The sequence below is a fragment of the Halomonas zincidurans B6 genome, assembly GCF_000731955.1.
Classification (GTDB): Bacteria; Pseudomonadota; Gammaproteobacteria; order Pseudomonadales; family Halomonadaceae; genus Modicisalibacter; species Modicisalibacter zincidurans.
The window spans coordinates 383,454-395,896 of sequence record NZ_JNCK01000001.1 but is presented as its reverse complement, the minus strand read 5'-3'; the positions used below and the strand labels follow the sequence as shown (position 1 = coordinate 395,896).

14 protein-coding genes are annotated in these 12,443 nt (G+C 59.3%); 7 read left to right on the top strand and 7 right to left on the bottom strand.

Annotated elements, in window-relative coordinates:
- Window positions 1-143 precede the first annotated feature (143 nt).
- Together HALZIN_RS0101900 and HALZIN_RS17290 are read left to right on the top strand one after the other, a co-directional pair.
- The gene (locus HALZIN_RS0101900) at window positions 144-422 is read left to right on the top strand and encodes a type II toxin-antitoxin system RelE/ParE family toxin (RefSeq protein ID WP_031382565.1); all 279 of its coding nucleotides are present in this window, start codon (window positions 144-146) and stop codon (window positions 420-422) included.
- Window positions 423-431: 9 nt separating this feature from the next.
- The gene (locus HALZIN_RS17290) at window positions 432-719 is read left to right on the top strand and encodes a HigA family addiction module antitoxin (protein WP_084173268.1); all 288 of its coding nucleotides are present in this window, start codon (window positions 432-434) and stop codon (window positions 717-719) included.
- Window positions 720-961: 242 nt separating this feature from the next.
- Here HALZIN_RS17290 and HALZIN_RS0101895 read toward each other — a convergent pair whose 3' ends face one another.
- The 3 genes from HALZIN_RS0101895 to HALZIN_RS0101885 form a co-directional block, all read right to left on the bottom strand.
- Window positions 962-2,932, bottom strand: coding sequence for a tripartite tricarboxylate transporter permease (locus HALZIN_RS0101895; protein ID WP_031382564.1), 1,971 nt, complete (start codon window positions 2,930-2,932; stop codon window positions 962-964).
- A gap of 67 nt (window positions 2,933-2,999) precedes the next feature.
- Window positions 3,000-4,127: a type 2 periplasmic-binding domain-containing protein gene (locus HALZIN_RS0101890; protein ID WP_051907327.1), complete on the bottom strand. Its 1,128-nt coding sequence runs from the start codon at window positions 4,125-4,127 to the stop codon at window positions 3,000-3,002.
- Window positions 4,128-4,187: 60 nt separating this feature from the next.
- On the bottom strand, window positions 4,188-5,339 hold the full coding sequence (locus HALZIN_RS0101885; protein ID WP_051907326.1) for a 4-oxalomesaconate tautomerase: 1,152 nt from the start codon (window positions 5,337-5,339) through the stop codon (window positions 4,188-4,190).
- 147 nt (window positions 5,340-5,486) lie between these two features.
- Between HALZIN_RS0101885 and HALZIN_RS0101880 the strand changes: the two genes are divergently transcribed.
- Window positions 5,487-6,404 (top strand): LysR family transcriptional regulator, encoded by a 918-nt coding sequence (locus tag HALZIN_RS0101880; protein WP_031382561.1) that lies wholly within the window; start codon window positions 5,487-5,489, stop codon window positions 6,402-6,404.
- A 225-nt stretch (window positions 6,405-6,629) separates the two neighbouring features.
- Here the strand turns inward: HALZIN_RS0101880 and HALZIN_RS0101875 are convergent, their stop codons facing one another.
- The 4 genes from HALZIN_RS0101875 to HALZIN_RS0101860 are packed head-to-tail and all read right to left on the bottom strand — an operon-like array spanning window position 6,630 to window position 9,435.
- On the bottom strand, window positions 6,630-7,940 hold the full coding sequence (locus HALZIN_RS0101875; protein WP_031382560.1) for an arsenic transporter: 1,311 nt from the start codon (window positions 7,938-7,940) through the stop codon (window positions 6,630-6,632).
- A gap of 15 nt (window positions 7,941-7,955) precedes the next feature.
- A complete protein-coding gene (gene arsH, locus HALZIN_RS0101870) occupies window positions 7,956-8,672 on the bottom strand; it encodes an arsenical resistance protein ArsH (RefSeq protein WP_031382559.1) in 717 nt (238 codons plus the stop codon).
- Window positions 8,669-9,082 (bottom strand): arsenate reductase (glutaredoxin), encoded by a 414-nt coding sequence (arsC, locus tag HALZIN_RS0101865; RefSeq protein WP_031382558.1) that lies wholly within the window; start codon window positions 9,080-9,082, stop codon window positions 8,669-8,671. Before arsC ends, arsH begins: the two co-directional genes overlap by 4 nt.
- Entirely contained in the window at window positions 9,079-9,435 is a 357-nt protein-coding gene (locus HALZIN_RS0101860) for an ArsR/SmtB family transcription factor (RefSeq protein WP_031382557.1), read from the bottom strand. The genes arsC and HALZIN_RS0101860 overlap by 4 nt, the downstream gene beginning before the upstream one ends.
- Before the next feature lie 323 nt (window positions 9,436-9,758).
- Here HALZIN_RS0101860 and HALZIN_RS0101850 point away from each other — a divergent pair, with 323 nt between their 5' ends.
- The 4 genes from HALZIN_RS0101850 (at window position 9,759) to HALZIN_RS0101835 (ending at window position 12,380) form a co-directional block, all read left to right on the top strand.
- Entirely contained in the window at window positions 9,759-10,286 is a 528-nt protein-coding gene (locus tag HALZIN_RS0101850; RefSeq protein ID WP_031382556.1) for a cytochrome b, read from the top strand.
- Between the two features lie 140 nt (window positions 10,287-10,426).
- Window positions 10,427-10,759: a heme-degrading protein HmuQ gene (gene hmuQ / locus HALZIN_RS0101845; protein ID WP_031382555.1), complete on the top strand. Its 333-nt coding sequence runs from the start codon at window positions 10,427-10,429 to the stop codon at window positions 10,757-10,759.
- An 8-nt stretch (window positions 10,760-10,767) separates the two neighbouring features.
- Window positions 10,768-11,715, top strand: coding sequence for an oxidoreductase (locus HALZIN_RS0101840; protein WP_035575079.1), 948 nt, complete (start codon window positions 10,768-10,770; stop codon window positions 11,713-11,715).
- Window positions 11,716-12,155: 440 nt separating this feature from the next.
- On the top strand, window positions 12,156-12,380 hold the full coding sequence (locus tag HALZIN_RS0101835; protein WP_031382553.1) for a hypothetical protein: 225 nt from the start codon (window positions 12,156-12,158) through the stop codon (window positions 12,378-12,380).
- Window positions 12,381-12,443: the final 63 nt, after the last annotated feature.

The following is a 12,443-nucleotide window of genomic DNA, read 5'->3' as shown; positions in this document are numbered from 1 at the left end:
AGGCAAGGGAGCTATAACCCAGTCATAAGTTCGTTCCCGGCCTTGCGGCCTTGCGGCCGTCCACCGGACGCCCTAGTCGGGCCCCGCTTAATATTGGCGTTACGCAAATTGACACCCAGTACGTTACAGGTTACATTTAAGGAATGATACGAAGCTTCAAACACAAGGGCTTGGCCAAGTTCTTCAAGTCCGGCAGCACTGCAGGGATCCAGGCCGCTCATGCAAAGAGGCTTCAGCTTATTCTCGGTAGACTTAATGCGGCTTCCGGCGCCAACGATATGGACTTGCCGGGCCTTAGGCTCCATGAGCTTTCCGGCAATCGGTCAAGAATCTGGTCGGTGACGGTAAGCGGTAACTGGCGCGTGACATTTCGCTTTGAGGATGGAGACGCCGAGATAGTGAATTACGAAGATTATCACTGAGGTATTCCTATGTTGATGCACAACCCGCCCCATCCTGGTGAAGTCATACGAGAGCTTTGCCTAGAGCCCCTTGGTCTGTCTGTTACAGCAGCTGCGGAAGCGCTCGGGGTCAGCCGGAAAACGTTAAGCGCTGTTCTGAACGGCAAAGCCGGTATTAGCCCGGAAATGGCAATTAGGCTTTCTATCGCTTTTAATACCTCATCGGAGAGCTGGCTAACCCAGCAGTCTCAATATGAGCTTTGGCACGCTGAGCAACACCGTAAAGACCTTAGGGTCAAGAAGCTTGTCGCTGCGTAGCAGAGCACATAACCATGCCATTAAATTCGCTCCCTTCGGTCGCCGGACGCTCGTACCTCGCGCCGTTTATGGCGGGCGTTATATCTGCTCTGGCCAAACGACCGCTCCTGGCCAATAGCGACGGCCCGACCGGGCCGCCTCTGATCTCCTCTGGTTACTTCTCCCCTATCGCCACGTAATATCCGCCCCTACACCCGATACTGCCACTACTCCTTGAGTATGGAGCTGAAGTTATAGTGGGTTTAGCTGAACAGCCAAGGGTCGAGGACACCGCTTGGATAGGTGAGGGTCAGGAAATGGGCCATGCCGACAAGAAAGGCGACCACGCCAACAGCCATACCCGCTGCCGTCCATAACTTCAGCCGGGCGATACCCAGCAGAAACACCAGGCAGAACAGCGCAGCGGTGCTGATGAAGCCCAGGCCGAGGATGGTCGCGATCAGCGTGCAGAAACCCGCCAGCCAGATCAGTTCCTCACGACACGCCTGGCGCTGCCATTGTGGACGGCGCATCAGGTGCCGTGCGATTTCGGCAAGACAGCCCAATGCCATGATGGCGATAGCCAGTTTGGGAAACACGCTGCCCAATAGCGACAGGCCTGCGACGTCGCTCCAGGCGAACGCAGCCAGACCCAGCAACCCGGCTAGCAGCAATATATCCACGCCGCCCAATGTGGCGCGTGCCGGCTCGGCTGGGGCGGTCGCCTCGGTATCAGCGGCCTCACCACCACCCTTTTTTGTCTGCCGATGTTTCTGCCACAGTGCCTTGAGGGCCGGGATAAACAGCGCCGCCAGGATCAACGCGCCGATAATCAGCACACCGGGACGGGCAAAGGCCGCGCTGCCCTGAAACTGTAGCGCCTGGTAGAAATACGTTTCGGCACCGGGAGCCAGCACGAAGCCGATCAAGAACGCTGGACGCGACCAGTTGGCCTTCTTGAACAGCACGCCAATGGCGCCGACAGCGGCCAGAGCGACCAGATCGCCTGTGGCACGGGTCGCCTGATAGGCGGCAAACAAAATAAGAATAGTGATCAGTGGGGCGAGGATGGTAAAGCGTACCCGTGTAAGACTGGCGACCGGTCCAGCGAGCCCCAGGCAAAGTCCTGCGCCAATGATGTTGGCTAGTGCCAGCGACCAGATGATGGTGTAGGTCAGGTCGAGATGGGTCTCGATCATGCCGATACCCGGTTGCAGGCCGAGCAATAAAAGCCCACCGAGGAACACCGCCGCGCTGCCGGAGCCCGGTACGCCAAACAGGAGTGTTGGCACCATCGCCGCACCAGCTGTGGCGTTGTTGGCCGATTCCGGGGCGATCACGCCACGAATGTCGCCTTGGCCGAACTCACTCTTATCCTTGGCGCTCTGTACCGCATGGCCATAGGTCATCCAATCGACTACCGAACCGGCTAGCCCCGGGATGGTACCGATCAGACTACCAATCCCCGCACAACGGGCGACCAGGCCTTTTTCCCGACGTACATCGCGAAACCCCTGGCGCCACCCCGCGCCGAGCCGGCAAGGCTCACTGGCTATGGCACCTCGCTGTGTCAGTAGATCGATGATTTCGGGTAACGCGAAGATACCAAGGCCGACCACCACTAGCGGCAAGCCATCGTAGAGGTAATCGAGACCATAATTCAGTCGAAACTCGCCAGTCGCCGGGGCCATTCCTGTGGCACCGACCAACAGGCCCAGCCCGCATGCGGCCAGCCCTTTGAACAGGTCACGGCCCGAGAGCACGGCAACCATCGACAGGCCCAGCAGTGTCAGCATGAACAGCTCGGATGATGAGAAAGACAACACCAGCGGCCGGGCAATAAGAATGAAACCGGTCAGTACCACGGCACCGATCAAGCCGCCGATCATCGACGAAAGGAAGGCACTGGACAGTGCACGAGCCGCCTGACCACGCTTGGCCAACGCGAAGCCGTCGATCACCGTGGCCTGTGAAGCGCTGGAGCCGGGAATGCCAAGTAGCACCGAGGCGAAGGTGTCGCCGGTAGGAATGACGGCCACCAAGCCCATCAGCATTCCCAGCGCTTGCGAGGGTTCCATGCCGTACAGGAAGGGTAGCAACAGCGACATGCCGGCTATGCCGCCAAGACCGGGAATAATGCCGACCACTAGGCCGACGATGATCCCAAGCATCATGTAGAAAAGATGGGAGAAGGTGAAGACTTGTCCCAGACTGGAGAGAAGGATATCGAGCATGGCGTGTTCTTCGCGTTGTCGTTTTGGAATCGAGCCGGCCCCGCCTCTATACGACGAGGCCGGAAGGTCAGCGCGTGCTCAAATGGACGTCGAACTTGTCCGCCAACCAGGTGACCAGCCATTGACGCGTCTCGTCCTTGATCGACATGGCGTCCTCGAGATAGGCCGAGACCGTCTTGCCGACGATCGGCGTATAGGGGCCGAGTTGAGCTGCCGATTCCTGCTTGAACTTGTCGGTCTTGATGAATTCGCGAGCCGCCTGCCTGTACGTCTCGGTGAGTGCCTCGGGGGTATCGGCCGGCACCATCACCAGTTTCTGCAGGGCGTAACCGGAGGCGAAGAACTTGCGATAGGCCTCGTAGGTGTTACCCGACGGTGCCTTGCCTTCGGTCTGCTGGTAAATCTCGTTGAACGTTGGCAAATTCGGAAAGGTCGGATCGCGAACGATCTTGCCATCGTCATTAAGCACGCCCAGGCTGAACAGCGGGATGGCCTTGCCGTCCTCGACCAGCGGCTGAACATTGCTCAGGTAGGCCGAGGTGGTCTGGAAATCGATGTTCGCTTCGCCACGTTCGAAGGCCAGTCGACCCTCGCCACGGCTACGCATCCCGAATACCGGATTGACGTCGACGCCCAGCATATCGAGGGCTATCAGAACCGGCAGTTCGACGCCTGTGGGCGATTGTGCAGCGAGTTTGACCGGCTTCTTCAGCAAGGTTTGCAGGGCGCTGTCGGCATCTTCACCGAGGCTCGGTGAAGCGTACACGACGCCACCTGTCGGCGTGGCAAGGATTGGTTTCCAGTCGGCATAGTCATAGCGCACGCGCGGGTCGTTGAGCATCGCCGGATACTGGGTCGAAGCCGAGGTACCCAGCCACTGGCTGCCGTCGGCACGCGCCCGCATTGCAAAAAGATTGGCGCCGTTGATCGAGCCGCCTCCGGGCACATTATCGATCATGATGGTTGGCTCGCCGGGCAGATAGTTGCTGAACCAGGGGGCAAAGAAGCGTGCCCAGACATCGGTACCGCCACCTACGCCAAAGGGAATGGTCCATTTGATGTCGTCGGGCACGTTGGTATCGGCGGCGGCCGTGGCGGGTAAGGCCACGGCGCTCAGCCCAGCGTAAACCAGGCCTAGGCCTGCGGCGCGCTTCAGTCGGGCGGTGAGTGTCGGTTCGGTTTTCAAGGGACTCATGATGCGACTCCTTGTTCTTGTGTTGCTGATCGGGTGGGTTTTCGTTGGTATTAGATGCTTCTAACAGGCTTTTGCCTTCACCGTATCGACCGGCGAATTGCTGGTTGATGTGCCGGAGCTGGTAGATGTGCTGGAATAGTAGAGCGTGCCGGTCATGATCTTGCGTGCCGTACGGACCAGCGATACGCGAGCGACGTCATGCGAATCTTGCCCTCGGTGTTCGACGTCAAGATCGATGTATCCGGAAGGATGCTCGAGACGAACATGATTCAGCGGCTCGTCGTCGGTCAGACGACCGGAAGCGAGGGCGATGCGGTGGGCAACGGTGCCCGGCACGCTGACCGCTGTCGCCAAGGCGATGGCACCCGTGACGGCGAGCGCCTTGTGACAGCGGTATGGTACGAAGTAGCGCGCGCGCAACGTGGCGTCGACTTCGTCGGCCGCTGACAGTAGAACCGGCTTGGGCAGTACGCCTTGGCTGACATCGCCGAGCCCCATGCGTCGTCCGGCTTCACGACGAATCAACTCGAGTCGGGCCAGCATGGGCTCATTGGCGTCGAGTTCGGCGGGTGTTTCGTTTCCATTCAGGCCGAATTCTTCGGCTGCAATCAGCAACGTGGGAGTCGCCGCGTCAAGGCAAGTCACCACGACTCCATCGATAGTTTCCTGCGCCTGTCCGGTGGGCAGCAGCGCCCCGGTCTTGGTACCCACGACGTCGAGGAAACTCAGCTGAATGCCGGCGGCAGTGCCTGGCACCCCGCTGATTCGAGTATCGCCCTCATAGAGAACCTGCCGGCCCGGTGTCGGTACGTGACACTCGATGAGACGCTGAGTGTTGAGATTGCGAACCCGCACCACGGTCATATCGTCGCTAGGCTCGATCAGTCCAGTCTCGATCGCATAGGGGCCGACCGCCGACAGCATATTGCCACAATTGGGGTTGAAGTCGACGCGACGGCCGGGGCCGTCAATTTGAGCAAAGAGATAATCAACATCGGCCTCCGGATGATCGGAGCGTTCAACAATAGCCACTTTGCTGGTCAGCGGATCGCTGCCACCAATGCCATCGATCTGAAGCGCATGGCCCGCGCCCATCAGGCTGAGCAATGTCTCCGCTCGTGCCTCTGGCGATTCGGGCAGGTCGCTCATGCGCAGGAATGGGCCCTTAGATGTGCCGCCGCGCATGATGATGCAGGGAATGCTATTGATCATTGCTGTTTCACTTTCTTACGGACTCGTGAAACGAGCATGTCACCCTCGTTTTGATGCATCAAATGCAAATAAAAACAAATTCTGATGTGATATGCACATTAATGCGTTAAACTGTTCAATTACACCGTTTCAATGCAAGAACCGTCTATGTTACATCGTATAGAGTTTCTCGATCTGCAGTCCTTCGTCCAAGTCGCCGAGCTGGGTAGTTTTCACGAGGCGGCGCAGCGCCTTCATCTATCGCAACCTGCACTATCTCGGCGTATTCAGAAGCTTGAAGAAGCGCTTGAGGTTACACTCCTCGAACGCACCACACGGCGCACATGGTTGACTGCAATCGGTGCTGACTTTCTGCCTCGGGCCAGGAGGATGATCGACGACTACGAATCGTCGATTCTAGGTATTCGCGAACTCGCAACCCATCAGAAGGGGACCTTGACCATCGCCTGCCTGCCTACGGCGGCGTTCTACTTTCTGCCCAGCGTTATTCGTCGCTTCAACGAGGCATGGCCGGGCATTCGCATACGCATACTCGATGTCAGTGCTAATGAAGGGCTGGAGCGAGTGATCAATGGCGAGGCGGATTTTGGAATCAATATGATCAGCCCGCAATTACCGGAGATATCGTTCACCCCGCTATTACGCGATCCCTTCGTGTTAGCGCTGCGTTCAGATCATCCATTGGCTGCCAAGGAGACGATCACCTGGGCCGATCTAGAAGCGATTCGAATGATTACCGTTAGTCGTGATAGCGGCAACCGTACGCTGCTGGACAATGTGCTGTCATCGGAGAGCATTCGTCTCAACGGCTTCTATGAAGTACAGCACCTTTCTACTTCGCTTGGGCTGGTGGAATCCGGTCTTGGTGCCGCCATTTTACCGAGGATGACCATGCCAGGGTCGGGTCATGACACGCTCTGTTCGCGTCCTTTGCCAGAGCCGCGAATACAACGCACCATCGGTTTGATCCAGCGCAACGATCACAACTTGTCGAGTACCGCCGAGTTGTTCATCAAGACGTTGTTGGAATTGTGGGGCGACGGGGGTAAAAACCGACCCTCTTGAAGCAGTGACCGAGCCATATCTCAATATGACAGCCACACCAAACTGTACGATTTATTCTGCATTTTCTACTTATCAAAAACAAAAATAGTTTGAGTCAATAAAAATAATAGACGAGGCAATTAAATGGGTACGCGTTTAAGTAAATCCATCAAGATTGTGCCGTGCATCCGCTTATCCGCTTGGCTACGTTGCACTCGGCAGGCTGCAGCCTGCCGCGCATTGGGGTTATTGCGATGATATCGCCGGTAGCCAGAGCGCCAGCGCAATCAGCGTGGCCAGCAGCACCGGCGGAGTGATGACCAGCCCGATCTTCATGTATAGCCCCCAACCGATGCGATAGCCCTTGCCGGCCAGCACATGCAGCCAGAGCAGCGTGGCAAGGCTGCCGATGGGCGTGAACTTGGGGCCCAGATCGTTGCCGATGACGTTGGCGTAGATCATCAGTTGCTGGGTCTGGCTCGATACCTGTGCCTGGTCGATGGCCAGGGCGCCGACCAGCGTCGACGGCATGTTGTTCATCAGCGAGGCCAGGATGGCGGAAGCGAAGCCCGTGCCGACGGTCGCCACCACGTCGCCTTGCCGGCTCAACCACACCAGCACGTCCGCCGCCCATGCCGTGAGCCAGGCATTGCCCAGGCCGTACACCACCAGATACATGCCCACGGAAAACAGCACGATCTGCCAGGGGGCGTTGCTCACTATCTTCTTGAGCGAGACGACGTGCCCATGTCCCGGCGTGAACCAGCGCCCGGCGATGGCCGCCAGGATCAGCGCCGCGGCCCCCATGATCAGGGAAAACGGGGTCTCCCATCGGCCGGTCAGGAACAGCGCAACCAGCAATACGATCAGCAGCGGAAAGGCCGCACGAAAGACCTGACGGTCGCGAATCGCCGTGGCCGGCGCTTCCAGCCGCGCAATGTCGTAACCCGCGGGTATCTGCTTGCGAAAGTACACGCCCAGCACCAGCAGCGTGGCGGCCAGCGAGACCAGATCGACCGGCACCATCACCTGGGCGTAACGATCGAAGCCGATCTCGAAATAGTTGGCGCTGACGATATTGACCAGGTTCGAGATCACCAGCGGCAGGCTGGTCGAGTCGGCAACGAATCCCGTGGCGATGATGAACGCCAAGGACGCCGCAGGGCTGAACTCAAGCCGGGCGAGGATCGCCACCATGATCGGCGTCAACAGCAGCGCCGCGCCATCGTTGGCGAACACGGCAGCAATCAGCGCCCCCAGCACGACGATCAGCGGAAACAGCAGCCGTCCCCGGCCATTGCCCCAGCGCGCGATATGCAACGCAGCCCAGGAAAAGAAGCCGGCCTCGTCCAGGATCAGGGAAATGATGATCAACGCCACGAAGGTGAAGGTGGCATCCCAGACGATATCCCAGACGACAGCCACGTCACCCCAGTTGACGACCCCCGTCAACAAGGCCACGGCAGCGCCCCCCAGGGCGCTCCAGCCAATCCCGAGCCCCTTCGGTTGCCAGATGACCAGTATCAACGTGACCAGGAAGATCGCAAAGGCCAGCATGCATGCAGCTCCGTTTCAGTGCGTTTTCTGGTTGACGCGCCTGGAAACCGCTTCGGCGCTCTCGATTCGCTCCGAGTAGCGATCCGTCAGATACGCCGAGCGGCCCCGTGTCAGCAATGTGAACTTCACCAGCTCCTCACAGACATCGACGATGCGCAGGTAGAGCGGCGACAGCCGCATTCGCTCCGCCTCATCGAACTCATGGAAGGCCTTGGGCACCGAGGACTGGTTGGGGATGGTCAGCATGCGCATCCAGCGACCGAGAATGCGCAGTTGATTGACGGCATTGAAGCTCTGGCTGCCGCCGGAGACCTGCATCACCGCCAGCGTCTTGCCCTGGGTCGGACGCACGCCGCCCAGCGCCAGCGGAATCCAGTCGATCTGGGTTTTCATGAGGCCGGTCATGGCGCCGTGGCGCTCGGGGCTGACCCATACCATGCCCTCGCTCCACTCGGCCAGTTCACGCAGCGCCTGCACCTTCGGGTGGCTGGCGTCGGCATCGTCCGCCAGCGGCAGGCCGGCGGGGTCGAACGTGCGCACCTCGCAACCGTACCAGCGCAGCAAACGCCCGGCTTCCTCCGACACCAGCCGCGAGTAGGAGCGCTCCCGCAGTGAACCATATAGCACCAGAATACGTGGCGGATGGCGGGGCTGGTCTGGGCCGACCAACGCATTAACATCAATGGGATGTAAATGTTCAGGGTCAATGTTGGGCAGTTGATCCGGGCTCACGATGAAGTTCCTCCAGAACGTACGATCTCGCCATCTTCCTTGGTGAATTCGCTCACTGGATCGGGCAGCAGCGCCAGCACTGTCTCGGAGGGCCGGCACAGCCGCGTACCCTTTTCGGTTACCACGATGGGGCGATTGATCAGGATAGGATGCGCCAGCATGGCATCGATCAACTGGTCGTCGCTGAGCGCGGGATCGTCCAGGCCCAGCGCGTCGTAGGGCGTGCCCTTGCGACGCAACAGCGCTCGGGGAGTGATAGCCATGGCCGCCAGCAGCTCGACGAGCGTATCCCGGGTGGGCGGCGTCTTCAGGTACTCGATGACGTGCGGCTCTTCCCCGGACTGGCGCATCATCGCCAGGGTATTACGGGAGGTGCCGCAGTCGGGGTTGTGATAGATGACGCTGATCATGCTGAGTCTCCCTCATCGGTTGGGCAGCAGGGTTGTAGCTCCCGAAGTAGCGGCTCGCACAGCTCGGGATGCCCCGCACAACAGTCCCGCACCAGAAAGCTCAGCGTTTCACGCATGCGCTCCAGGCTGGCGCTATAGATCACCGAGCGGCTGTGCCGGCGCGAGACCACCAGGCCGGCTCGCGCCAGGACGCCCAGGTGCGTCGACAGCGTGTTGTGCGGCACATCCAGCAGGCGTGCGATCTCCCCCGCGGGCAGTCCGTCCGGCTCGTGGCGTACCAGTAACCGGAAGGTTTCCAGGCGGGTCGATTGGGAGAGCGCGGCGAACGCCTCGATAGCGATTATATTGTCCATATGTCCAGAATTACAGACATGATGATAAAAAGCAACTGCATGCTGCTCATCACGCTGATGAAGATAGGCCCTGATCGCGCCGATCGGCAGCGTCGCAGCCAGGTGGAAGCAGAACAGCGCTGGCCCGGCCCCGAGTAGCGCGGCCCAAGCATGGCAGTGCCAAATACCCCGGCGCTGCCCAATTATGCTACTTTCAATACATAACCAGGCACGGCCAATAGCTATATCCTTTACAACCAACATAAACAAGCGAGCAAACACCGTTGGTCAGAAACAGGGCATTCTGATCGCTATTCGACCAACTGGCATTTAGAGGACAAGGCATGTCTGATCGCGAACGCTACTCGCCTGTATCCATTATCAACCACTGGGTTACGGCACTTCTTGTCGTTGTAATGCTCGCGCTGGGCTATGCAGCCTACGCAGCACCGTCAGGGACGGTCAGAAGCTATATCCTGGGAATACATATATCCTTGGGATTTTTTGTATTGATCTTCATCTTCTGGCGGGTATCATTCAGATTGTACAAAGGGTTTCCCGAGAACCTCGGCAAAACCGCAATAGAGCGACAGACTGCTTACGTAGTTCACAGGGTGATATTGATCCTGTTGGTTTTTCAGGTTTTAACAGGACCACTGTATCTGTTTAGCGTGGGTGAATGCGTAGATGTGTTCGGATGGTTTTCTGTCTGCCTGCCCATGACAAGCCCAACAACAATTTATCAAACGGTGGGGTGGATTCATATATATAATGGCATGTACATTATTCCTGCCTTGCTCATTCTGCATTTCCTCGGCGCCATCCGACACTATGCAAGCAGAAAGACACAGGAAACGCCTGCCGACATGTAGCGCTTTAATGCTGAGAGATCCCCACGAGCTCTTTGCCATTCGTCGCACAAGGCCTTGCCTTGCGCTTTTCGCATTGCTCGCGTGATGGGGTAGGGTGTCATCCTGAGCTGCGAATCAACCGACCATAAGGACAGTGCCCCGTGTTCATCGCCATGAATCGTTTCCGGGTGAATCCCGAGAGAGTTGATGAGTTCGAACAGATATGGCTCGAGCGGGAGACCCACCTGCAGGGCCTGCCCGGCTTCATCGAGTTTCACATGCTACGCGGCCCCAAGGAGGAAGACCACGTGCTCTACGCCTCGCATACCCTCTGGCGTTCGCGCGAGGATTTCGAGGCCTGGACGCACTCCGAGGCGTTTCGCGCCGCACATGCCAATGCCGGCCAGAGCCGCCGTGAGGGGCTTTATCTCGGCCCGCCGAAGTTCGAGGGCTTCGAGGTCATCCAGACCATCGCCAAGAACAACGATGCCTGAACTCGCCCATGACTGAGCTCCACGATCGGCCGCCGCTGGCGGTCGTCACCGGCGCCAACACCGGGCTGGGTCTTGAAACCGCCAAGGGCCTGCTGAGCGAGGGCTACCGCGTCATCGTGGCGGCGCGCAACCCGGACAAGGGCCACGCGGCGGTCGGTGCGCTTCGCGGTGAAAGCCCGGGAGTCGACGTTCGCTTCGAGCCGCTCGACCTGGACAGTCTGGCCTCGGTGCGTGACTTCGCGGCCACGTTGCGCGCCAGCGAAACCTCGCTGGCGCTGCTGATCAACAATGCGGGCATCATGGCGTTGCCGCTGCGAAAGCTGACCCAGGATGGCTTCGAGCGCCAGCTCGGCGTCAACTATCTGGGCCATTTCCTGCTGACCAGCCTGCTGTTGCCCCTGCTGGTGTCGGCCCCGGCACCCCGCGTCGTGCAACTCTCGAGCCTGGCGCACCGCGGCGGACAGATCGATTTCGACGATCTCCAGGGCGAGCGCCGCTACGACCCCTGGCGTGCCTATCGCCAGTCCAAGCTCGCCATGCTGCTGTTCAGCCAGGCTTTGCAACGCCACAGCGACGATGAAGGCTGGGGGCTGACCAGCCTGGCGGCTCACCCCGGTCTCGCGCGTACGGCGCTGTTCGATCATGGCGTCAAAAGCCGCGCGGTGGTGGGTAGTCTCTTCAAGGTGTTGATGCCGTGGATCAGCCAGACCGCCGCCGCGGGTGCGCGCCCTACCCTGCATGCAGCGACCGCCAGCGACGTTCGCCCCGGCGATTACCTCGGCCCCGCCGGTATCGCCGAGACGCGTGGCGCGCCCAAGCGTGCCCGTATGTCGCCGGCGGCCCGGGACCGGGCCATCGCCGAGCGGCTGTGGCAGGTCTCCTGCGAATTGACCGGCGCGACGTGGCATAAAGCCGATTGCCTTGCCGGTCGGCCTGGGTCAGTGCTCGGTCAGTGAGCCGATAATGAATCAATCCGGCTCACCCTATGAGCCGCATAGACGAAATATTCGGCTCATCAGTCAAACAGAGCGCATCCGGTAGTCTCGCTACCTGGCCCGGGCTCGAATCCACCTTATGTAGTTTTGCTACAACGACTTATGCAGCTAATGGCGCTTTGTGGCGCGTCTTGTTCTAACTCATAGTGAAATCACGGTTCAGGCAGGGCGTCGCTACCCCCGACTCACCGACCTGACCCCGGCTACACCTGAGCGCCATGCCTTGATTCGACCCAGGCGCCAGAAGCGAAGGTCTTGAACGCTTGTGACCCTATCGCTGTTGCAGCATCGGGCACTTACCCGGCCCAGCATGAGTAGCTAAGGCACCAGAACGCCATCGGAGATGGCCGCCCCAAGACGGGACTTCCCGGGGGATGATGACCTTACATGAGGATAGAACCATGAACTGCAGCCAACTGACCCAGCATGCCGACGACATCGCCAACACCTTCAGCAAGCAGGACCTTGCCAAGCTGGTGGTCGCCCTGAAAGCCGGCGGTGAGTCCCTGCAGGATGCCGTAGAAGTGCTCGATACGATCAATGCCCATCAGAACTACACCCTCGACCAGGCCTGGGACGAAGTACGTGCCGGCGAGGCTCGTGACATCGTCATCAATGAAGACTGATTCCGCTTCACACGTTCGATCGTTTACCCCTCCCGACGGAGGGGTTTTTCGTTGCGATTCGCG